The organism is Enterobacter sp. 120016 (assembly GCF_018383635.1).
In the GTDB taxonomy this organism is placed as follows: Bacteria; Pseudomonadota; Gammaproteobacteria; order Enterobacterales; family Enterobacteriaceae; genus Enterobacter; species Enterobacter asburiae_D.
The window spans coordinates 75,419-98,314 of the sequence record NZ_JAHAWC010000005.1 but is presented as its reverse complement, the minus strand read 5'-3'; the positions used below and the strand labels follow the sequence as shown (position 1 = coordinate 98,314).

Sequence of the window (22,896 nt, the reverse complement as noted above, 5' to 3'; positions counted from 1 at the left end):
TATTCCCACTTTTTCCAGTAGCTGGTCTGTCCAACGGTTTACCGATACAGGCTGGCTACGACATTTCGTTAGCTTGATTTCAGGATAATTATGAGCAAGAGCACCGCTGAGATCCGTCAGGCGTTTCTCGATTTTTTCCATAGTAAGGGACACCAGGTTGTTGCCAGCAGCTCCCTGGTACCGAACAACGATCCGACTCTGCTGTTTACCAACGCCGGGATGAACCAGTTCAAGGACGTGTTCCTTGGTCTCGACAAGCGTAATTATTCCCGCGCCACAACCTCACAGCGTTGCGTGCGTGCGGGCGGTAAACACAACGACCTGGAAAACGTCGGTTACACCGCGCGTCACCATACGTTCTTCGAAATGCTGGGTAACTTCAGCTTCGGCGACTACTTCAAACACGATGCTATTCAATATGCGTGGGAACTGCTGACCGGTGAAAACTGGTTCAACCTGCCGAAAGAGCGTCTGTGGGTTACCGTCTATGAAACCGATGACGAAGCCTACGAAATCTGGGAAAAAGAAGTCGGGATCCCGCGCGAGCGTATTATTCGCATCGGTGATAACAAAGGCGCGCCATACGCGTCTGATAACTTCTGGCAGATGGGTGATACCGGTCCTTGCGGTCCGTGCACCGAGATCTTCTACGATCACGGCGACCACATCTGGGGCGGCCCTCCAGGCAGCCCGGAAGAAGACGGCGATCGCTACATTGAGATCTGGAACATCGTCTTCATGCAGTTCAACCGTCAGGCCGACGGTACGATGGAGCCGCTGCCGAAGCCTTCCGTTGATACCGGTATGGGTCTGGAGCGTATTGCCGCGGTTCTGCAGCACGTTAACTCCAACTATGACATCGATCTGTTCAGCACGCTGATCAAGTCCGTCGCGGAAGTGACCGGTGCGACCGACCTCAGCAATAAATCTCTGCGCGTTATCGCGGACCACATTCGTTCCTGTGCGTTCCTGATTGCCGACGGCGTTATCCCGTCGAATGAAAACCGTGGCTACGTGCTGCGTCGTATCATTCGTCGTGCCATCCGTCACGGCAACATGCTGGGCGCGAAGGACACCTTCTTCTATAAACTCGTTGGGCCACTGATTGGCGTGATGGGTGCTGCCGGTGATGAGCTGAAACGCCAGCAGGCGCAGGTAGAGCAGGTTCTGAAAACCGAAGAAGAGCAGTTTGCACGTACACTGGAGCGCGGTCTGGCGCTGCTGGACGAAGAGCTGGCGAAACTTAAGGGCGACACGCTGGATGGCGAAACCGCTTTCCGCCTGTACGACACCTACGGCTTCCCGGTTGACCTGACGGCGGACGTTTGCCGCGAGCGCAACATCAAAGTTGACGAAGCGGGCTTCGAAGCCGCGATGGAAGAGCAGCGTCGTCGTGCGCGTGAATCCAGCGGTTTCGGTGCAGACTACAACGCGATGATCCGCGTTGATAGCGCGTCAGAATTCAAAGGTTATGACGCGCTGGAACTGACCGGCAAAGTGACCGCTCTGTTTGTTGACGGTAAAGCCGTGGACAGCATTAGCGCGGGCCAGGATGCGGTTGTCATTCTGGACAAAACGCCGTTCTACGCGGAGTCCGGCGGCCAGGTTGGCGATAAGGGCGAACTGAAAGGCAACGGTTTCAGCTTCAGCGTCAGCGATACCCAGAAATACGGTCAGGCGATTGGTCACCAGGGCAAACTGGTTTCCGGTTCTCTGAAAGTGGGCGAGGGCGTACAGGCTAACGTGGATGAAGCTCGCCGCGCGCGCATTCGTCTGAACCACTCTGCAACCCACCTGATGCACGCTGCCCTGCGCGACGTACTCGGTACCCACGTTGCACAGAAAGGTTCTCTGGTTAACGATAAAGTGCTGCGTTTCGACTTCTCGCATTTTGAAGCGATGAAACCGTCTGAAATCCGCGCGGTGGAAGATCTGGTGAACGCGCAGATCCGTCGTAACCTGCCAATCGAGACCCACATCATGGAGCTCGAGGACGCGAAGAAAAAAGGTGCGATGGCGCTGTTTGGTGAGAAATATGACGACCGCGTTCGCGTGCTGAGCATGGGCGACTTCTCTACCGAGCTGTGCGGCGGTACGCACGCATCGCGCACCGGTGACATCGGCCTGTTCCGCATTGTTTCCGAGTCGGGCACGGCGGCAGGTGTGCGTCGTATTGAAGCGGTGACCGGTGAAGGTGCGATTGCCAGCCTGCATGCGCAGAGCGATCAGCTGCACGACATCGCGCAGCTGCTGAAAGGCGATAGCCAGAACCTGGGCGAGAAAGTGCGCGTTGCGCTGGATCGCACGCGTCAGCTGGAAAAAGAGCTGCAGCAGCTCAAAGAGCAGGCTGCGGCGCAGGAGAGTGCAAACCTCTCCAGCAAGGCTGTAGACATTAAGGGTGTCAAACTGCTGGTCAGCGATCTGGCGGGCGTTGAGCCTAAGATGCTGCGTACTATGGTCGACGATCTCAAGAACCAGCTTGGTTCTACCGTTATCGTGCTGGCGACAGTGGCAGAAGGTAAGGTTTCTCTGATTGCGGGCGTCTCTAAGGATGTGACCGACCGCGTAAAAGCAGGGGAACTGATTGGTATGGTCGCTCAGCAGGTGGGCGGCAAGGGTGGCGGTCGTCCGGACATGGCGCAAGCCGGTGGTACGGATGCGGCGGCACTTCCTGCGGCATTGGCCAGCGTTGAAAGCTGGGTAAGCGCGAAACTGTAATAACTACAAAGCACAAGCAGACGCCATAGCGGTAACGTTATGGCGTCTTGTTCACTGTGCTATCGATAACGATAAAGTCAGGTTGAGTTTGTGTATATCGGCTAAACTTACGTTTAACAGAATGTGATGCCGTGACTGCTTACACTTTACGTGTTTGTCATCGCTTACTTTTTGGCGTTATATGATGGATAATGCCGGGATACAAGAGACCCGACTCTTTTAATCTTTCAAGGAGCAAAGAATGCTGATTCTGACTCGTCGAGTTGGTGAGACCCTCATGATTGGGGATGAGGTCACCGTGACAGTTTTAGGGGTAAAGGGTAACCAGGTACGTATTGGTGTTAACGCTCCTAAAGAAGTATCTGTCCACCGTGAAGAGATCTACCAGCGTATCCAGGCTGAAAAATCCCAGCAGTCCAGTTACTGATATTGTCGCGTCTCGCTGTCGGGCGAGACGCAACCCTCCTGTCATTTTTCCTGCTCAACGTTACCGTTTAATTTCAAACGCTCTCTTTTTAACCACTCCGTTACCCTAAACTCGCCCTTACGCCGCCATTTCTGCAAAGGTTTTCTGTGAAGATGCCTGCAAAATCCGCTTATAAAACACCCTCTTTGCGGCTTTTACATGCGAATTGCGTGTGATTTGTGCAAACGATAAAAGCTTTTGGAAAATTGTTTGACTTATAAGTCCCAGAAAGTAATATATGCGCCACGCAGCGACGAGAAGCTCTTAACGAGTAACTCGAAGCACTCGAAAGAGGCGTTGTGTGGTGAGGTGGCCGAGAGGCTGAAGGCGCTCCCCTGCTAAGGGAGTATGCGGTCAAAAGCTGCATCCGGGGTTCGAATCCCCGCCTCACCGCCATTTTGCATCCGTAGCTCAGCTGGATAGAGTACTCGGCTACGAACCGAGCGGTCGGAGGTTCGAATCCTCCCGGATGCACCATCTATTACTTCATATTGCTTTAGAAGTGATATGAATATCGAGCAGTACAGTAGTAAATCCCGATGCATCCGTAGCTCAGCTGGATAGAGTACTCGGCTACGAACCGAGCGGTCGGAGGTTCGAATCCTCCCGGATGCACCATTTACTATTTCTGAAAGCAGTACCCTGATGCATCCGTAGCTCAGCTGGATAGAGTACTCGGCTACGAACCGAGCGGTCGGAGGTTCGAATCCTCCCGGATGCACCATATTCTCCGAGATAATAGCCACGCTGTTGTTTCAAGGTCTGCGAGTTAATCGCGAGCACCAGGGAGGATAACGTTGCTTCAGCAACGGCCCGCAGGGCGAGGCGCAGCCGAGTAATCCTCCCGGATGCACCATTATTATTTCTGAAAGTAGTTCCCTGATGCATCCGTAGCTCAGCTGGATAGAGTACTCGGCTACGAACCGAGCGGTCGGAGGTTCGAATCCTCCCGGATGCACCATATTCCCCTTCTTTGTTTATTCCTTCGACGTTCCGTCAGCAATCACACTCTCAATCAGCGACAAAAATCACCATTTACGATAAAGTAATGCTTTGTTAATCGTTTAGCGAGAGCACGATGTACGCACAGTATGACGGTTTGATCTTCGATATGGACGGCACTCTCCTGGATACCGAACCCACGCATCGTCAAGCCTGGACTGACGTCCTGGGCCGCTACGGTATGCGTTTCGATCTTCAGGCGATGATTGCCCTCAACGGATCCCCCACCTGGCGTATTGCACAGGCCGTGATTGAACTGAATCAGGCCGATCTCGACCCGCACCTGCTCGCGCGCGAAAAAACCGATGCGGTAAAAGCCATGCTTTTAGATACCGTACGCCCTCTGCCGCTGATTGATGTGGTAAAAGAGTGGCACGGGCGTCGCCCGATGTCGGTCGGAACGGGCAGCGAAAGTGCGATTGCTGAGGCATTACTCAATCATCTTGGCCTGCGCCACTATTTTTCTGCCGTGGTCGCCGCCGATCATGTTAAACATCATAAGCCCGCACCGGACACCTTCCTGCTTTGCGCTGAGTTAATGGGCGTCCCGGCGGCAAAATGTGTCGTGTTTGAAGATGCCGATTTTGGTATCCAGGCCGCGCGTGATGCCGGAATGGATGCGGTGGATGTGCGCTTACTGTGAGTGACGCGCTGTCACTCGCCTCATTATTCGCCAGCAGTTTTTTAAGCGCCACGCTGTTACCGGGAAATTCGGAAGTGGTGCTGGTGGCGATGCTGTTGTCCGGCGTGAGTCAGCCCTGGCTGCTTGTATTAATAGCAACAATGGGTAATAGCCTTGGAGGGCTGACTAACGTTATTCTTGGGCGTTTCTTTCCGCTGCGCGAAAAATCGCGCTGGCAGGAAAAGGCAGTCGGCTGGCTAAAACGCTATGGCGCTGCCACGCTGTTATTAAGCTGGATGCCTGTAATAGGCGACTTACTGTGTCTGCTGGCGGGATGGATGCGCATCTCCTGGGGACCGGTGCTCTTTTTTTTGTGCCTTGGCAAGGCGTTGCGCTATGTTCTCGTGGCGTGGGCAACACTACAGGGTATGACGTGGTGGCACTAATTGGTGGAATGAATACGCGACCTTCAATCGTCAACCATTACAATTATGCTGAGTAACATTACTTTGACAGGCGGGAGGTCAATTTGATCCCGGACGTATCTCAGGCGCTGGCCTGGCTGGAAAACCACCCTCAGGCATTGAAGGGTATTCAGCGTGGTCTTGAGCGTGAAACGCTGCGCGTTAACGCGGACGGTAGCTTAGCGACGACGGGTCACCCGAAGGCGTTAGGCTCGGCGCTGACACATAAATGGATCACAACCGATTTCGCTGAAGCACTGCTGGAGTTCATCACGCCAGTAGAAGGTGATATTGATCATATGCTGACGATCATGCGCGATATCCATCGCTATACCGCGCGCAACATGGGCGACGAACGTATGTGGCCGCTCAGCATGCCGTGCTATATCGAGCAGGGCCAGGAGATTGAGCTGGCGCAGTACGGCACGTCAAATATCGGTCGGCTGAAAACGCTCTATCGCGAAGGGTTGAAAAACCGCTACGGCGCGTTGATGCAGACGATCTCTGGCGTGCATTACAACTTCTCGCTGCCAATGGCTTTCTGGCAGGCGAAATGCGGTGAAACAGATAAAGACGCGATCTCTGAGGGCTATTTCCGCCTGATCCGCAACTATTACCGTTTCGGCTGGGTGATCCCGTATCTGTTTGGTGCCTCCCCGGCGATCTGTTCTTCGTTCCTGCAGGGGAAACCGACCACGCTGCCGTTCGAGAAGACCGAGTGCGGAATGTACTATCTCCCGTACGCGACCTCTCTGCGCCTGAGCGATCTCGGTTATACCAATAAATCGCAAAGCAATCTCGGTATTACGTTTAACGAATTGCACGAATATGTGGCAGGATTGAAGCGGGCGATCAAAACCCCGTCGGAAGAGTACGAGAAAATCGGCCTCGAAAAAGACGGCAAGCGCCTGCAAATCAACAGCAATGTGCTGCAGATTGAAAACGAGCTGTATGCGCCTATTCGTCCTAAGCGCGTAACGCGCAGCGGTGAAACCCCGTCGGATGCGCTTCAGCGCGGTGGGATTGAATACATTGAAGTACGCTCGCTGGATATCAACCCGTTCTCACCGATTGGCGTTGATGAACAGCAGATTCGCTTCCTGGATCTGTTTATGGTCTGGTGCGTGCTGGCGGATGCGCCGGAAATGAGTTCAGACGAACTGCTCTGCACCCGTACAAACTGGAACCGCGTGATTCTGGAAGGGCGTAAACCTGGTCTGACGCTCGGTATCGGCTGCGAAACGGCACAGTTCCCGCTGACCAAAGTCGGCAAAGATCTGTTCCGTGACCTGAAGCGTGTTGCCCGGACAATGGACAGCATCGACGGCGGCGACGCGTATCAACAGATCTGCGATCGGCTGGTGGAAAGTTTTGATAATCCGGAACTGACGTTCTCAGCACGCATTCTGCGTTCTATGATCGATCAGGGCATTGGCGGCACGGGGCGTTCACTCTCAGCGGAGTACCGTGAGATGCTGATGCAGGAGCCGTTAGAAGTGCTGAGCGAAGCGGATTTTGTAGCGGAACGCGATGCGTCCGTTGTGCGTCAGAAAGAAGTTGAAGCGGCGGATACCGAGTCGTTTGAGGCGTTTCTGGCGAAGCAGGCTTAAGCAGAAAAGAAAAAGGCCACATCGCTGTGGCCAAAATATACATCTCTGAATTCAGGGATGATGATAACAAATGCGCGTCTTTCATATACTCAGACGCGCATTCTGTAGAAGAGTTCAGTTTATTTTAAAAAAAATCACTATCGGAGGTGACGTATGCCGTTATTAGATAGCTTTACTGTCGACCATACCCGTATGGAAGCACCTGCAGTTCGCGTGGCGAAGACCATGCACACCCCGCACGGCGACACGATCACCGTCTTCGATCTGCGTTTCTGCGTGCCAAATAAAGAAGTGATGCCAGAGAAAGGCATTCATACCCTGGAGCACCTGTTCGCTGGCTTCATGCGTGACCACCTGAACGGCAACGGCGTTGAGATCATCGATATCTCTCCGATGGGCTGCCGTACCGGTTTCTACATGAGTCTGATTGGTGTGCCTGACGAGAAACGCGTCGCAGATGCGTGGAAAGCGGCGATGGAAGACGTGCTGAAGGTGAAAGAGCAGAACCAGATCCCTGAGCTGAACGTTTACCAGTGCGGTACTTACCAGATGCACTCTCTGGAAGAAGCGCAGGAAATCGCGCGTCACATCATCGAGCGTGATGTTCGCGTGAACAGCAACGAAGAGCTGGCCCTGCCAAAAGAAAAACTGCAGGAACTGCACATCTAGTGCACCTTTTCCCTCTCCCTCAGGGAGAGGGTAGGGTGAGGGTTGTTTAACCCCATGACCACAACCGCAACCTTCTCCTTTACCCATCGTCCCCTCGTTCCGTTTGCCCATGATTATGTTCATGGCGACAGCGAGCCGTGGCATGAGCACGACTGCGCGCAGCTGTTGCACACCCTGAGCGGCGTGGTACGGGTGGATACCGCATCGGGCTGTTGGGTAGTTCCTCCCGGTCGCGGCGTCTGGCTGCCGGCGGGGACAGAGCACTCGCTTCGCATCACCGGCAACGTGGCGGCGCGAACGCTGTTCATCGATCCGCTGGCGCGGGCCGATCTCCCCGCAACCTGCCAGATCGTGCAGATCGCGCCGCTGCTGCGCGAGCTGATCCTCGTCTCCCTTGCTTTACCTGAATCGTACTCACCCGGAAGCCGGGATGAACGCGTCTATGAGCTCATTCTCGATGAAATCCGCACTATGCCGGTGCTGCCGTTTCATCTGCCGGAGCCGGAAAGTGAGGCGTTACGTCACCTGTGTCTGCAAATCCGGCAAAACGCGGGGGAAAGCTGGAGCAGCGCGCAGGCCGCGAGCATGACGAACATGAGCGAGCGCACCCTGAACCGCCATTTTCAGCAGCAGACGGGATTAAGCTACGGCGAGTGGTTGAGAAGGGCGCGCCTGCTGGAAGCCTTAGTGCGGCTGGCGCAGGGCCAGCCGGTATTGCGCGTGGCGCTGGAGCTGGGCTACGGCAGCCACAGCGCCTTTACGGCGATGTTCCGCCGGGTGATGGGCGTCTCCCCCAGCGATTACTTTAAGAACGACTGACGGCGTTAAAGAGCGCCTGAAGCGACGCGCGCGCCACGTCGCTGTCAATGCCCACGCCCCAGCGGCTGCTGCCGTCCTGGAACAGGCAGCGGATGTAGGCCACCGAGCGGCTGTCGCTGCGTTCACCTAACGTATGCTCGTGATAATCCTTAATCATGAACGGGGCGTTGACCCAGCGGCTTAAGCCCTGAGCTGCGGCGGAGAGCAGACCGTTACCCTGACCTTCCAACTGACGCGTTCCCCCCTGCGTAGAGATGCTTGCCGTCAAACGCAGCTGGCCGTCCTGCTGGCTGTCGCTGCGGTAGGATTGCAGCGCAAACTGCGGCGTGGCTACCAGGCCGTAGCGGGTGCGGAACAGCTGCCAAAGTGCATTCTGCGTCATCTCTTTTCCGTGGCGATCGGTTTCCTGCTGTACGTGCTGGCTGAAATCCTGCTGCAGGGCGCGGGGTAATTTCAGACCATGATTCTGTTCGATGAGCCACGCGCTGCCGCTTTTCCCTGACTGGCTGTTTACGCGGATCACCGCTTCGTAGGTGCAGCCGATATCCTGCGGATCGACGGGCAGATAGGGCATCTCCCAGCGCTCGCCAGGCCTGCGGGCATCAAAGCCTTTTTTGATCGCGTCCTGGTGCGAGCCGGAGAAGGCGGTATAGGCCAGCCGACCCGCCCACGGATGGCGCGGATGCACCGGCAGCTGGTTGCAGGCTTCCACCACTTCCACCACCCGGTTCATATCGCTAAAGTCCAGATTCGGGCTGACGCCCTGGCTGTAGAGATTCATTGCCAGCGTCACCAGGCAGACGTTGCCCGTGCGCTCCCCGTTGCCAAACAGGCAGCCTTCCACGCGGTCTGCGCCCGCCATTACGGCCAGCTCGGCGCTGGCGACGCCGGTACCGCGGTCGTTATGCGGATGCACGCTGATGCAGACGTCGCGGCGGCGGCTGAAGTGGCGGCAGAAATACTCGATCTGGTCGGCATAGACGTTCGGCGTGCTCACTTCGACGGTGGCCGGTAAGTTGATCACCATGGGCCGTTCGTCGCACGGCTGCCAGATCTCTGCCACGGCTTCACAAATCTCCAGCGCAAATTCCGGTTCGGTAAAGCAGAAGGTTTCCGGGGAATACTCATACTGCCAGCGGGTGTCCGGGTTCTCTTCACACAGCTGACGAATAAGCCGCGTGGAGCGCGTCGCCAGCTCGACGACTTGCGCTTTCTCCATGCCGAACACCAGGCGGCGGAACAGCGGGGCGGTGGCGTTATAGAGATGGACGGTGGCCTGTTTCGCACCGCGCAGGGATTCGAAAGTGCGATGAATAAGATCTTCCCGCGCCTGGGTTAACACCTGAATCGTGACGTCATCCGGGATGCGGTTTTCTTCAATCAGCTGACGAACAAAGTTGAAATCGGTCTGCGAGGCGGAAGGAAAAGCGACCTCGATCTCTTTGAATTCGCAGCCCAGCAGCAGGTCCCAGAATTGCAGCTTGCGTGCGCTGTCCATCGGCTCGGCAAGGGCCTGGTTGCCGTCGCGCAGGTCGGTTGAGAGCCAGCGCGGCGCGCGGGTGATGCGTTGCTCCGGCCAGCGGCGGTCGGGCAGGGAAAGGATCGGATAGGGTTGGTACTTGTCGGCGGGTGTGTTCAGCATGATGCGCTCCTGTTGTCTTTTCACTATCGTGAATTGATTTCAGGCGCGCTGCTTTATCGGAACTGACAATGGCTATCGCGTTCTGGACAACCGGGGCGGTTGCCCGGTGGCGCTACGCTTACCGGGCCTACGGATGATGGCCCGGTTATCGTAGGCCGGGTAAGGCGTAGCCGCCACCCGGCATCCAGCGCACAGGACTAGTGCGCACCGCCGCCGCCGCTACCGGCGCCAAACGGCGGTTTAGCAAACCACACCAGTCCCAGCAGGACGATAAAGATCCCTGCCGATATCCAGAAAATCTCGTTGGCCGAGATAATCAGTCCCTGGTTGGTGATCTGCTGGGCAATCCACCCTGACGCCTGCTGCTCCGTCATGCCCATTCCCTGCAGCTGGTTGTACATCTGCTGAGAGTTCGGATTGAACGGATTCACCGCTTCGGTCAGCTGTGCATGATGCATCGATTCACGGTTCGTCCACAGGGTGGTGGTGATCGACGTACCAATCGAGCCCGCCAGCGTTCGCGTAAAGTTCGACAGGCTCGATGCCGCCGCCATGCGCTCAGGCGGTAAACCGGAAAGCGTGATGGTGGTCAGTGGCATAAAGAAACACGCCACGGCAAAGCCCTGAATAAACTGCGGCCACGCGGAGGCGCCAAAGTCCATTCCCGGTTCGAACGTATACGCGCGCCAGTAGAAGCAGACGGCGTACATGATAAAGCTGAACGTCACCAGCCTGCGCATGTCGAGCTTGTGGGCGAAGCGGCCAATAATCGGCGACAGCAGAACCGGAATCAATCCAACGGGCGCCGAGGCTAAACCTGCCCAGGTTGCGGTGTAGCCGTATACCTCCTGCAACAGCTGCGGCAGCAGTACAATCGCGCCGAAGTAGAGCATGTAGGCGAGGCTGATACACAGACAGCCTATGGTGAAGTTTCGCGACTTAAACAGCGACAGGTCGACTATCGGGTTATCGTCCGTCAGCTCCCAGACAATCAGGAAGCTCAGCGACACCACCGCGACAATCGTCAGGATGATGATCTCCCGGGAGTTGAACCAGTCCAGCTCTTTACCCTGGTCGAGCATGACCTGCAGGCTACCGATGCCGACAACCAGCAGTGCCAGACCAATGGCGTCGATACGCCGCTGTTCCGTCCGGGTTTCTCTTCCGCGCAGCGACTGGAGCGTCAGCATTACCACGATGGCGCCAATCGGTACGTTGATGAAGAAGATCCAGCCCCAGTGATAGTTGTCGCTGATATAGCCGCCTAAGATAGGTCCGCAAATCGGGGCGACAATCACGGTCATCGACCACAGCGCCAGCGCGATGGAGCGCTTGGCGGGCGGGTAGTTGTTCAGCAGTAAGCTCTGCGACAGCGGAATCAGCGGCCCGGCGACAATCCCCTGAATAACGCGGAAGAAGATCAGCATCGTCAGGCTGCTGGACATGCCGCACGCCCAGGAGGCAAGAACGAACAATACCGTCGACCAGAGGAACAGCTTCACTTCACCGACGCGCTTTGCCAGCCAGCCGGTAATCGGAATGGAGATGGCGTTTGCCACCCCAAACGAGGTAATGACCCAGGTCCCCTGGCTCAGCGACGAGCCAAGGTTACCGGCGATGGTCGGGATCGCCACGTTCGCGATGGTGGAGTCCAGCACCTGCATGAATGTCGCCAGCGACAGCGCGATGGTCATAATGACCAGCTGCGCGCCTTCCAGCGGTTTTTGCGGCTTTTGCTGTTGCATAACGCTCACCTTCGGATTAACCGGCGTTTGCCTTCACGATGTCATCAATCAGCTTGTTGACCGGATCGAGGCTAATTTCACGGGCGTTACTTTCATAAGCCGGGCTGCTGCGAACCTGGCTTGCCAGGATCTGACCGTCGCGGTTGGCGGTGTCGACCGTCACCAGCGTAGAGAGGCCGATACGCAGCGGGTGATCCGCCAGCTGTTTGGCATCCAGCTCAATACGCACAGGCAGACGCTGAACCACTTTGATCCAGTTGCCGGTGGCGTTTTGCGCAGGCAGCAGGGAGAAGGCGCTGCCGGTCCCCATATCCAGGCCGACCACTTTACCGGTGTACTTCACGTCGTCGCCGTAGATGTCGCTGACAACCGTCGCGGTCTGGCCGATACGCATATGGGCAAGCTGCGTCTCTTTAAAGTTGGCGTCTACCCACAGATTGTCTGCCGGCACGACCGCCATCAGCGGCGTGGTTGGGCTAATCTGCGCCCCTGGCTGGACGGAACGACGGGAGACGTAGCCGGTCATCGGGCTGACGATTTTGGTACGCTGCAGGGCAAGCCACGCGTTGCGCACTTCGGTCGCCGACTGCTGTACGGCGGGCTGGTTTTCCAGGCTGGTGCCCAGCACCATCGCCTGGTTAGCGTTGTACTGTTGAATGGCCACATCCAGCTGTGCCTGAGCGCTGGCAACGGCATCGCGGGCGTGCTGCAGCTCTTCACGGCCAATCAGGTTAGCCGTGCCGAGCGGTACGCGGCGGTTCAGGTCGCTCTGCGCCTGCGCCAGCGCCGTTTTCTGCACGTCGATGTTGGCCTGCAGCTGTTTGCTGTTGATCATCAGCTGGCGTGTCTGACGGACGCTGGAGGCCAGCGCGGTCTGTGCTTTTTCAAACGCCTGCTGGGCGTCGGTTGGATCGAGGGTCACCAACACATCGCCTTTTTGCACAAAGTCGGTATTGTCAGCCCAGACTTTCGTCACGCTGCCCGACACCTGCGCCATAATTTGTACCTGGTTCCCTGCCACGTACGCGTCGTCAGTCTCTTCAGCATGACGCAGTACTAAAAACCAATAGATCCCATATGCCACGGCAATAATGATAAAGAGCAAGGTCAACAGAAGAAGGGCGCTCTTACGTTTGCCTTTCTTGTTGCCCGGCTGCTGCGGGGTAGTGCTCTCCGCATTTGCGCTCATTGTAGTTCTCCACGATCTTCTTATTTTCACATCGGCTGAGCCGACCTGTTGTCAGAAAGGCCAGCAGTGTGACGTGCTGGCCTGTCGGTTTTCTTATGAATCTGGAATGGTGAGCGTGTCGTCGCGTTAGCGCAGCGCCTCAAGAACGGCGCCGTCTTCATCCATCTGGTCCAGACGGGTGAGCAGCTTGCGAGTGATGTGCTCAAGCTGGTCGCGCTCGGCGGTGCTGAGGGCAGACCAGAGTTTGTGCAGGCAATTGTGCTGAGGTGGCAGCACCTCACGCAGGAACTGGTGACCTTTATCGGTCAGTTGCAGATGCAGGCAGCGGCGATCGTTGTCGCTTTCACGGCGCTCAATCCAGCCACGCTTTTCGAGTTCATCGGCAATACGGGTCGCATTGGTACGGGAGGAGCCCAGCGCGCAGCTCAGTTCGGAAGGCTGAATGCTGTGATTTTCCTGAGACTCCAGCGTAATCAACGCCATAAACAACGTCTCGTTAATCCCTTGAGCTTTCAGCATTTTATTACGGTTTTCCAGTAGCTTACCCTGCATGTGCATGCACAAGCGGGTCAGCAGGATTTCCTGATACGGGAAGTCCTCATGGCGACTGGCGCGGAATTTAAGCATTTGTTCAATGGGCGTAAACGAACTATCCATTTGGGCATAACCTCATTAATTACAGCCGATATAGTAACGATAGTGACAAATAATGTAAATGAATTATTTGTGCGGTTATATCCGCCAAACTTATGTCACCATCAGAAAGCGCCGGGTAAGTCCGTGACCCGGTGAGCACAGAAAGCGTAGGGTGTGAACCCGCTGAAGAGAGGATGTGAGGACGGGGGTCTGAACTATTCATGCCGATTGTAAATATGTCACCCACATTAAAATTTCTGGGATAAATGATTACGTTTACATTAACAGAGTGAAGGGCCTCTTAACACCCTAAGAGGCCAACGCAATGTAAATCTTAGTGAATTGCATCCTGACGATGGTAGCCGCGCCACCATACTAGCAGGTTAAGAGCGGCGACGATGGCCCCAATCGCACATACCCCAGACCACCCTGCATGCTGCCACGCTGACGCGGAAATGAGCGAACCCGCAGCGCCGCCAATGAAATAGCTGGTCATGTATCCGGCCGTCAGGCGATTACGCGCCTCTGGCTTCACGCGATAGATGACGGTCTGATTGGTGATGTGAACGCCCTGCACGGTGAGATCGAGTACCAGGATACCGACGATCAGCGCCAGCACCGAGATGTGTCCGTACCAGATCGCCGCCCAGGAGAGCAGAAGTAAAACCAGCCCTGCGGAGGTGGTCAGGTGGGATTTGCCCTTGTCGGCCAGCCCGCCTGCGGGACGCGCGCCCAGTGCGCCAGCGGCGCCGGCCAGGCCGAACAGGCCAATCACCCCTTCGGAATAATTGAACGGCGGCGCGGCCAGCAGAAACGCCATTGACGTCCACAGAATGCTGAAGTTGGCGAAGGTGAAACAGCCCAGGAGGGCGCGGGTGCGCAGAAGCTTATCCTGGGTGAACAGGCTGAAAACGGAGGCCAGCAGCTGAGGATAGTTCAGGTGATTTTCCTGCTTCACCTTTGGCAGCCCGCGCCACAGCGCCAGCGCCATGATGACCATCAGCACGCTCGCCACCCAGTATACGGTGCGCCAGCCGCCGAGGCTTGCCAGCAGCCCTGCAACGGTACGCGCCAGCAAAATCCCCAGCAGCAGGCCGCTCATGATGGTGCCCACCACCTTGCCGCGTTTTTCCGGGGAGGCGAGGGTCGCGGCGAGCGGAACCAGGATTTGCGCCACCACGGAAAACAGCCCCGTTAGCGCGGTACCCACGATCATCATCGTCAGCGACTGGCTGCTGGCGGTGATCAGCATCCCACCGGCAGCCAGCAGGGTCATGGAGACGATCAGCATTCGCCGTTCAAACATATCGCCGAGCGGTACCAGGAACAGCAGCCCGGCGGCATAGCCCAGCTGTGCAGCGGTGACGATAAAGCCTGCGGAGCTGGCGGAGAGATTGAACGCGCGGGCGATGGTGTCGAGAAGAGGCTGCGCGTAATAGTTGCTGGCGACTGCCAGACCCGTTGCCACGGACATTAAAAGGATGAGTGCGGGGCTAAGCCCTTGAGTTGTTTTTGTCATTAGTTTCAGGAATCGTTAGTTGAGTGATTATTTTTCCGGAAACCATAATAGCTAATGATTGTGAAAGTTGGGGGATTGTTGGGTGATGTATTGTGCGGTTTAGGGGATGGTGCGGTCTGGTGCCCTCACCCTAACCCTCTCCCACGGGGAGAGGGAACGCTAACACCCTCTCCCTTCGGGAGAGGGCTGGGGTGAGGGGAAAGTACTTTACTTCTGCGCCTCTAGCGCCTCTTTCACCCAGCCGTCAAACTGCTGCTGGTGGGCTTTGATCCAGCCGTCCACGTGGCCTTTCACATCCGCTTCAGACGATTTGCCCGCATGCATCATCGCGTTCTGGGCATTGATGTCCGCCAGCGGCAGCTTCATCACCGAGAACAGCTTCGCCGCCGCCGGGTTTTTCTCCGCCCAGGCTTTGTTGGCCACGATATGCATGGTGTTCACCGGGAAGCCGTAGTTCATGCCGTTCGGCAGCCTGGTGTCGATATCCTTCTGCTCGCCCGGCAGGGAGGAGAACGGCACCTGCAGCCACACCACGTCTTTACCCGGCTTCAGCACGTCGCTCACCCAGTATGGCGTCCAGGTGTAGTAGATCACCGGTTTACCCTCTTTGAAGCGGGCAATGGTGTCGGCCATCATCGCTGAATAGTTGCCGTGGCTCACGTCGACCGTTTTCGCCAGATCGAAGGCTTTGTTCTGGTGGTTAATCACCGCCTCACAGCCCCAGCCCGGCGAGCAGCCCATCATGTCGGCCTTGCCGTCGCCGTTGGTGTCGAACAGTTTGGCGATCTTCGGATCTTTCAGCTGTTCAATATTAGTGATGTGGTACTTATCGGCGGTTTTCTTGTCGATCAGATACCCCTGCGCGGCACCCGTCACGAAGGTCCCTTCGCGATAGAATTTCTTGTCGCCACCGGCGGCGGCATACATGTCGTCGTGCAGCGGCTGCCAGTTCACCGCGGTAAAGGTGGCGTCACCGGAGGCAATCGACGTGTAGCCCACGTTGTAATCCACTTCGCTCGGCGTGTTGACCGTATAGCCCAGCTTCTCCAGCGCGCGGCTGACGATCAGGGTCTGGAAGCTCTCTTCCGAAATGGTGCTCTGCACCGGCTGCACGGTAATGCCTTTGCCCGGCAGATCTGCCGCAAACGCGCTGGTGGAGACAAGGGTGGCAAACGCGGTAGCAAAAAGTACGTTATGTCGCATCGTTGTTCCTTATTTTGATTTGGTGAAAGGGCGGGTGAGTAACCCGACAGGGCCGGTGGTATACCAGCGACGGTTGCCGCGACTGCGTGAATCACGACCGACGGCCTGGGTCAGGCGGTCAAGAATAATGGCGAGGATCACAATTCCGACGCCGCCGACGGTGGCCAGCCCCATGTCGAGACGGCCAATGCCGCGCAGCACCATCTGACCCAGACCGCCAACGGCGATCATCGAGGCGATCACCACCATCGACAGGGCCAGCATCAGCGTCTGGTTAACGCCCGCCATGATGGTCGGCATCGCCAGCGGGAGCTGAACTTTAAACAGCATCTGACGCGGACTGGCACCGAACGAGCGTGACGCTTCGATCAGGTCCGCAGGCACCTGGTTGATCCCCAGAATGGTCAGACGAATAATCGGCGGCAGGGCGAAGATAATGGTCACCACCACCCCCGGCACGTTACCGATGCCGAACAGCATCACGATAGGCACCAGATAGACGAACGCCGGGGTGGTCTGCATCGCATCCAGCAGCGGGCGAATAATCTTCGCCGCCCGCGGGCTGCGCGCCAGCCAGATCCCCATCGGTAAGCCGATGACAATGCAAAAGAGCAGGGCGGTCAGCACCAGCGCCAGGGTGATCATCGCCTGCGACCACGCGCCAATCGCGCCAATGGCAATCAGCGAAATCAGCGTAGCGATCCCCATCCCTGCGCTACCGAACTGCCAGGCGATCAGGGAGAACAGGATAATCGCCACCGGTGCCGGCATGCCCAGCATCAGCTGCTGGAAGCCGTTCAGGATGTAATCCACCGGGACGCGGATCCCCTGGAAGACCGGACGGAAGTGCGTGACCACCCAGTCGATCCCCTCTGTAACCCAGCTGTCCAGCGGGATCAGCGTTTTGTGGAACGGATCCATGATGTTGAAGTGTTCTGGCGCAGGCGCGGGTGCGCTGTTCAGCCAGTCTGCCGCGCCGCCGCCATCGGCAGGAGCGGGCGTGGAACCCCACGCGTCGGCGGATTGCGCAGCGCTGTCCGCTGCTTCAGTGGTGCCCCACGGGTTAGATTGATCGGTCATTGTTTGCCCCCTCGCGATCTAAAGCCTGCAGCAGCATCCGTTTTGAGATGATGCCGACGTACTGTTGTTCCTCACCGACGACCGGTACGGCGCACGGCGCCTGGCCCACGTGAGAGAGCAGCTCGCTGAGCGGCGTTTCGGCGTCCACGGCAAGCGGAGCGTCAATTAACGCCGCATCGATTCCCTGGTTCTCAGTGAGAGCCGTTTTCAGGGAGTCGATGGAGACAATGCCAACAAATTTATTGCCGCGTTCAACCAGATAACCGTATTCACGGTCTTCGTCCTGCAGCAGCTTAAGCGCCGAGCGCGGGCCAAAGCCTGGCGTTTTACGGATAATGCCGTTTGGCGCTCGACGGGCAATATCTTTGGCGCTAAAGACCTGGCTAATATCCACGCCGCGGAAGAAGGTGCGGACATAATCGTTCGCCGGATTATTGAGAATTTCATCCGGCGTGCCGACCTGCACCACTTCACCGTTTTGCATAATGGCAATACGGTCGCCAATACGCATGGCTTCATCCAGATCGTGGGAAATAAAGACAATAGTGCGCTGATGTTTAGCCTGTAATTTTACCAGCTCATCCTGCATCTCGGTGCGAATTAACGGATCGAGGGCGGAGAAGGCTTCATCCATTAATAATATGTCTGGATTAATGGCTAATGCACGGGCTAATCCCACGCGCTGGCGCATACCGCCGGAAAGTTCATCCGGGTACCCATGCGCATAATTTTCCAGCCCGACCTGACGCAGTGCATCAAGGGCTTTTTCCTGACGTTCCTGAGCCGGCGTGCCGGCTAATTCCATACCGAAGGCGGTATTATCCAGTACCGTCATGTGCGGCATCAGCGCGAATGACTGGAACACCATTGCGATCTTCTTTCTGCGCACCTCGCGAAGCTCTGCGTCTGATATTCTGGCGATATCCACGCCGTCAATCAGCACCTGTCCGCGGGTGGGTTCAATCAGGCGATTGAGAAGGCGAACCATAGTGGATTTACCCGAACCGGATAATCCCATGATGACAAAAATCTCGCCTTCTTCAATGGCCAGACTGGCGTTTTTAACGCCAAGCGATAGCCCGGTTTTTTCCAGAATTTGCTCTTTCGTAAGGCCTTTCTCAATATATTTGAATGCGCGCTGCGGGTGCTCGCCAAATACTTTATAAAGATTTTTCACTTCTAATTTAATTGCCATGCAATAGAGAGTGTCCTGTTATTTGTTTATGCCGATATGATTACCATGGTAAATTGTTAACGGGCATAACCCTAACATACTGAGAATCTGAGACAACCCTGCGTCGGGCTGAGGGCGGAATTTTGACGCAAGCGAAACGGCTGAATTTCCCATGAATAAAGGGCTGAGGGCGGTTTGAATTTTTCTCAATTTTTTGCTGCTGCATCGGGAAATTTCGCCTGAATCGGAATGATTCAGGCGAATATGACGCGGAAATTACAGTGTAGTTGTTTTGTAAATATTAGAGAGGGAATTGTTGGGTTTATATTAAATTAACGAACGTTAGCGTTCATTAAAAATCCCAGTCTTCATCCTCGGTTTCCACTGCTTTGCCCATCACATACGATGAGCCCGATCCCGAGAAGAAATCGTGGTTTTCGTCAGCATTGGGCGACAGTGCGGCCAGAATAGCCGGGTTCACCTCCGCCATCTCCGGCGGGAACAGCGCGTCGTAACCCAGGTTCATCAGCGCCTTGTTGGCGTTGTAGCAGAGGAAGGCCTTCACGTCGTCCTCCCAGCCGGTGCCGGCGTAGAGTTCTTCGGTATAGCTCAGCTCGTTGTCGTACAGATCCATCAGCAAATCGAGCGCAAAGCCTTTAAGCTCCTCGCGCTTTGCCTCGCTGACTTTCTCCAGCCCTTTCTGATACTTATAGCCGATGTAATACCCGTGCACCGCTTCATCACGAATGATGAGCCGAATCAAATCGGCGGTGTTGGTGAGCTTGCCTCGGCTCGACCAGTACATGGGCAGCCAGAAGCCGGAATAGAAGAGGAAGGATTCCAGGAACACGCTGGCGATCTTCTTCTTCAGCGGCTCGTCGGCCCGGTAATACGCCAGCACCAGCTCCGCCTTTCTCTGTAGCGACTCGCTCTCTTCGCTCCAGGTGTAGGCCGCGTCCACGTCTTTGGTCTGGCACAGGGTGGAGAAAATCGAGCTGTAGGAGCGGGCATGCACCGCCTCCATAAAGCTGATGTTCGACATCACCGCCTCTTCGTGCGGCGTCAGCGCGTCGCTCATCAGAGCGGGTGCACCGACGGTATTTTGAATGGTGTCCAGCAGCGTCAGGCCGGTAAAGACGCGGATCGTCAACTGCTGTTCGGCGTGGCCGAGCGTTTGCCAGGCCGGAATATCGTTAGAGAGCGGGACCTTTTCCGGCAGCCAGAAGTTGCTGGTCAGGCGATTCCACACCTCCAGGTCTTTGTCGTCCTGGATTTTGTTCCAGTTAACGGCACTCACGCGTGACAGTTTCATCCTTTCTCCTTACAGCGCGCAGGACACGCAGCCTTCGATTTCGGTGCCTTCCAGCGCAAGCTGGCGCAGGCGAATGTAGTACAGCGTTTTGATGCCTTTCTTCCAGGCGTAGATCTGCGCTCTGTTGATATCCCGCGTGGTGGCGGTGTCCGGGAAGAACAGCGTCAGCGACAGCCCCTGATCCACATGTTTTGTCGCCTCCGCGTAGGTATCGATGATTTTTTCCGGGCCTATCTCATACGCATCCTGATAGAGCGCCAGGTTCTCATTGGTCATAAACGGGGCAGGGTAGTAAACGCGCCCGGTTTTGCCTTCCTTACGAATTTCAATTTTCGACACGATCGGGTGAATGCTCGACGTGGCGTGGTTGATGTAGGAAATCGATCCGGTCGGCGGTACGGCCTGCAGGTTCTGGTTATAAATGCCGTAGCGCATCACGTCGTCACGCAGCTGCTGCCACATCTCGTGCGTCGGCAGGGTAATCCCCGCGCGGGCAAACAGTGCGCGCACTTTTTCGGTTTTCGGCTGCCAGTCGCCTTCCAGATACTGGCTGAAATACGCCCCGCTGGCGTAGCGGGACTGCTCAAAGCCCGCGAAGCGCTGGTTGCGCTCGCGCGCCAGCATCATCGAGGTGTGCAGCGCGTGCCAGGTAATGGTGTAGAAATAGAGGTTGGTGAAATCCAGCCCTTCCGGACTGCCGTAGGCGATGCCTTCCCGCGCCAGATAGCCGTGCAGGTTCATCTGCCCCAGCCCGATGGCGTGCGACGCGGCGTTACCCGCTTCAATAGACGGCACGCTGCGGATATGGCTCATGTCCGACACCGCCGTTAGCCCGCGAATGGCGGTCTCCACCGTGCGGCCAAAGTCTGGGGAATCCATGGTGTGGGCAATATTCAGCGACCCGAGGTTGCAGGAGATATCCTTGCCGATGTCCGCGTAGTCCAGGTTCTCGTCGTAGGCTGACGCGCTGTTGACCTGCAAAATCTCCGAGCACAGGTTGCTCATATTGATGCGCCCGGCAATCGGGTTCGCGCGGTTCACCGTATCTTCATACATGATGTACGGATAGCCGGACTCAAACTGGATCTCCGCAAGCCGCTGGAAGAACTCGCGGGCGTTGATGGTTTTTTTGCGAATGCGATCGTCGGCCACCAGCTCGTTGTACAGCTCGCTGATGGCCACATCGCCAAACGCTTTGCCATAAATACGCTCAATATCGTACGGCGAGAAGAGCGCCATGTCGGCATTCTCCCTGGCCAGCTTAAAGGTGATGTCCGGGATCACCACGCCGAGCGACAGGGTTTTGATGCGGATTTTTTCGTCGGCGTTTTCGCGCTTGGTATCGAGAAAACGCAGAATGTCCGGATGATGCGCGTGCAGGTAAACCGCCCCCGCGCCCTGGCGTGCGCCAAGCTGGTTAGCATACGAAAACGCATCCTCCAGCATCTTCATCACCGGGATCACGCCGGAGGACTGGTTTTCGATGCGCTTGATCGGCGCGCCCGCTTCACGCAGGTTAGAGAGCAGAAACGCCACGCCGCCGCCGCGTTTGGAAAGCTGTAGCGCCGAGTTCACCGCGCGGCCAATTGACTCCATATTGTCTTCGATACGCAGCAGGAAGCAGGAGACCAGCTCGCCGCGCTGGGCTTTGCCGCAGTTGAGAAAGGTCGGCGTGGCGGGCTGGAAGCGTCCGGAGAGGATCTCCTCGGTTAGCTGCTCCGCCAGCGCTTCATCACCCTGCGCCAGCGTCAGGGCCACCATCACGGTGCGATCTTCAAAGCTCTCTAAGTAGCGCTTGCCGTCAAAGGTCTTGAGGGTATAGCTGGTGTAGTACTTCCACGCGCCGAGAAACGTCTGGAAACGAAAGCCGCTGGCATGAGCGCGTTCAAACAGCGTCACCACAAAGGCGCGGTCGTAGCGGGTCAGCACGCGTTCTTCGTAGTAGCCTTCTTTAATCAGATAGTCGAGACGTTCATTCTGGCTTGCAAACGTCACGCTGTTGGGCCGCACGTGGGCGGCAAAAAAGGCATCCACCGCCTCACTGTCTTTATCGAACTGGATGCGCCCCTCCCGATCGTAGAGGTTAAGCATGGCGTTTAATGCGTGGTAATCCGGTGTCGCCTGAATCACCCGTTCTGCGGTTGTCGTTGCCAAAATTCGTTCACTCCTTTACGCACGTTTTCGACGTCCTGCTGTGTCCCCATCAGCTCAAAACGATAGAGATACGGCACGCCGCATTTTAGAGAGATGACATCCCCGGCGCGGCCAAAGGCATCGCCGAAATTGCGATTCCCCGCCGCGATAACGCCGCGGATTAGCCCGCGGTTATGAGGATCGTTGAGAAAGCGGATCACCTGACGGGGAACGGCCCCCGCCGTGCCGCCGCCGCCGTAGCTGGGCACCACCAGAATGTAAGGTTCCTCTACCCGGATCCGCTCCCGCTCGTTGATCGGAATGCGCACCGCAGGCAGCCCGACGCGCTCAATAAAGCGGAGCGTGTTTTCCGAGCTGCTGGAGAAGAAAACCAGCCCACTCATGCCCTGGCGGCCTGCGCGGTCAGGCGGTTAATCATGTCAGGGCGGAAGCCGGACCAGCTTGTCTCCCCGGCGATGACCACCGGAAGCTGACGAAAACCCTGCTTGCGCAGGGTATCTGCGGCCTCGGGGACCTGGTCAATATTCACCATCTCAAACGCTACGCCACGGCTTTCCATTGCCCGTTTTGTGGCGTGGCACTGAACACAATCGTTACGAGTGTAAATAATAATGCTCATGATTCGTATTTCCATTTAAAATAAGGGTGCGGCGCGAATCGTCGCGTCAGGTTGTGTGTGTCTTGCTAAAAGGAATACTAGATGTAGTTGTCTTAAGTTTCAACCATACAAGATATGGGAAATTTAGATTGATATTGCCCCTATGATGAGCACAGCGGGGCAGGGCCGGCTATGCGGGTTTTTCTGGCGAGAAGGCAAAGAAAAGCCCCGGCAGCCATTGGCCACCGGGGCTGAGAAACGTGCGCGAGGGGGG

Annotated in this window: 19 protein-coding genes and 5 tRNA genes; 12 read left to right on the top strand and 12 right to left on the bottom strand. The window is 56.5% G+C overall.

What is annotated here, in order from left to right:
• Positions 1–90 precede the first annotated feature (90 nt).
• The 12 genes from alaS to KIF87_RS09765 all read left to right on the top strand — a co-directional run bounded on the left by alaS (position 91) and on the right by KIF87_RS09765 (position 8,370).
• Entirely contained in the window at positions 91–2,718 is a 2,628-nt protein-coding gene (gene alaS / locus KIF87_RS09820; protein ID WP_213328623.1) for an alanine--tRNA ligase, read from the top strand.
• Positions 2,719–2,959: 241 nt separating this feature from the next.
• Positions 2,960–3,145 carry a carbon storage regulator CsrA gene (csrA, locus tag KIF87_RS09815; protein ID WP_000906486.1) on the top strand — a complete coding sequence of 62 codons (186 nt, stop codon included), beginning with the start codon at positions 2,960–2,962 and terminating at the stop codon, positions 3,143–3,145.
• A gap of 342 nt (positions 3,146–3,487) precedes the next feature.
• A tRNA-Ser gene (locus tag KIF87_RS09810) sits at positions 3,488–3,580 on the top strand.
• A gap of 4 nt (positions 3,581–3,584) precedes the next feature.
• Positions 3,585–3,661, top strand: a tRNA-Arg gene (locus tag KIF87_RS09805).
• A 64-nt stretch (positions 3,662–3,725) separates the two neighbouring features.
• Positions 3,726–3,802: transfer RNA gene (locus KIF87_RS09800), tRNA-Arg, on the top strand.
• 29 nt (positions 3,803–3,831) lie between these two features.
• Positions 3,832–3,908 (top strand) — tRNA-Arg (locus KIF87_RS09795).
• A gap of 160 nt (positions 3,909–4,068) precedes the next feature.
• Positions 4,069–4,145 (top strand) — tRNA-Arg (locus KIF87_RS09790).
• 117 nt (positions 4,146–4,262) lie between these two features.
• Positions 4,263–4,829 (top strand): fructose-1-phosphate/6-phosphogluconate phosphatase, encoded by a 567-nt coding sequence (gene yqaB / locus KIF87_RS09785; protein WP_032648006.1) that lies wholly within the window; start codon positions 4,263–4,265, stop codon positions 4,827–4,829.
• Positions 4,826–5,254, top strand: coding sequence for a YqaA family protein (locus KIF87_RS09780; RefSeq protein ID WP_008499541.1), 429 nt, complete (start codon positions 4,826–4,828; stop codon positions 5,252–5,254). The genes yqaB and KIF87_RS09780 overlap by 4 nt, the downstream gene beginning before the upstream one ends.
• An 83-nt stretch (positions 5,255–5,337) precedes the next feature.
• Positions 5,338–6,882 (top strand): glutamate--cysteine ligase, encoded by a 1,545-nt coding sequence (gene gshA, locus KIF87_RS09775; RefSeq protein WP_159514771.1) that lies wholly within the window; start codon positions 5,338–5,340, stop codon positions 6,880–6,882.
• 153 nt (positions 6,883–7,035) lie between these two features.
• Entirely contained in the window at positions 7,036–7,551 is a 516-nt protein-coding gene (gene luxS, locus KIF87_RS09770) for an S-ribosylhomocysteine lyase (RefSeq protein WP_047646219.1), read from the top strand.
• A 54-nt stretch (positions 7,552–7,605) separates the two neighbouring features.
• The gene (locus KIF87_RS09765) at positions 7,606–8,370 is read left to right on the top strand and encodes an AraC family transcriptional regulator (protein ID WP_213328622.1); all 765 of its coding nucleotides are present in this window, start codon (positions 7,606–7,608) and stop codon (positions 8,368–8,370) included.
• Here KIF87_RS09765 and leuA read toward each other — a convergent pair.
• The 12 genes from leuA to nrdH all read right to left on the bottom strand — a co-directional run bounded on the left by leuA (position 8,357) and on the right by nrdH (position 22,643).
• Positions 8,357–10,012 carry a 2-isopropylmalate synthase gene (gene leuA / locus KIF87_RS09760; RefSeq protein ID WP_213328621.1) on the bottom strand — a complete coding sequence of 552 codons (1,656 nt, stop codon included), beginning with the start codon at positions 10,010–10,012 and terminating at the stop codon, positions 8,357–8,359. The two genes, KIF87_RS09765 and leuA, sit on opposite strands and share 14 nt — an antisense overlap.
• 197 nt (positions 10,013–10,209) lie before the next feature.
• Positions 10,210–11,757, bottom strand: coding sequence for a multidrug efflux MFS transporter permease subunit EmrB (gene emrB, locus KIF87_RS09755; protein WP_038417314.1), 1,548 nt, complete (start codon positions 11,755–11,757; stop codon positions 10,210–10,212).
• Between the two features lie 16 nt (positions 11,758–11,773).
• Entirely contained in the window at positions 11,774–12,946 is a 1,173-nt protein-coding gene (gene emrA / locus KIF87_RS09750; protein WP_063144178.1) for a multidrug efflux MFS transporter periplasmic adaptor subunit EmrA, read from the bottom strand.
• Positions 12,947–13,072: 126 nt separating this feature from the next.
• Positions 13,073–13,603, bottom strand: a complete 531-nt coding sequence (mprA, locus tag KIF87_RS09745) for a transcriptional repressor MprA (RefSeq protein ID WP_023308933.1) — start codon at positions 13,601–13,603, stop codon at positions 13,073–13,075.
• A gap of 313 nt (positions 13,604–13,916) precedes the next feature.
• Entirely contained in the window at positions 13,917–15,101 is a 1,185-nt protein-coding gene (locus KIF87_RS09740; protein ID WP_213328620.1) for an MFS transporter, read from the bottom strand.
• A gap of 207 nt (positions 15,102–15,308) precedes the next feature.
• Positions 15,309–16,304, bottom strand: a complete 996-nt coding sequence (proX, locus tag KIF87_RS09735; protein ID WP_213328619.1) for a glycine betaine/L-proline ABC transporter substrate-binding protein ProX — start codon at positions 16,302–16,304, stop codon at positions 15,309–15,311.
• Between the two features lie 9 nt (positions 16,305–16,313).
• A complete protein-coding gene (proW, locus tag KIF87_RS09730) occupies positions 16,314–17,384 on the bottom strand; it encodes a glycine betaine/L-proline ABC transporter permease ProW (protein WP_159514766.1) in 1,071 nt (356 codons plus the stop codon).
• Positions 17,368–18,579: a glycine betaine/L-proline ABC transporter ATP-binding protein ProV gene (gene proV / locus KIF87_RS09725; protein ID WP_213328618.1), complete on the bottom strand. Its 1,212-nt coding sequence runs from the start codon at positions 18,577–18,579 to the stop codon at positions 17,368–17,370. Before proV ends, proW begins: the two co-directional genes overlap by 17 nt.
• 331 nt (positions 18,580–18,910) lie before the next feature.
• Positions 18,911–19,870: a class 1b ribonucleoside-diphosphate reductase subunit beta gene (gene nrdF, locus KIF87_RS09720; protein ID WP_213328617.1), complete on the bottom strand. Its 960-nt coding sequence runs from the start codon at positions 19,868–19,870 to the stop codon at positions 18,911–18,913.
• Between the two features lie 9 nt (positions 19,871–19,879).
• Entirely contained in the window at positions 19,880–22,024 is a 2,145-nt protein-coding gene (gene nrdE, locus KIF87_RS09715) for a class 1b ribonucleoside-diphosphate reductase subunit alpha (protein WP_213328616.1), read from the bottom strand.
• A complete protein-coding gene (gene nrdI / locus KIF87_RS09710; protein WP_213328615.1) occupies positions 21,997–22,407 on the bottom strand; it encodes a class Ib ribonucleoside-diphosphate reductase assembly flavoprotein NrdI in 411 nt (136 codons plus the stop codon). Before nrdI ends, nrdE begins: the two co-directional genes overlap by 28 nt.
• A complete protein-coding gene (gene nrdH, locus KIF87_RS09705; protein ID WP_213328614.1) occupies positions 22,404–22,643 on the bottom strand; it encodes a glutaredoxin-like protein NrdH in 240 nt (79 codons plus the stop codon). The genes nrdI and nrdH overlap by 4 nt, the downstream gene beginning before the upstream one ends.
• Positions 22,644–22,896: the final 253 nt, after the last annotated feature.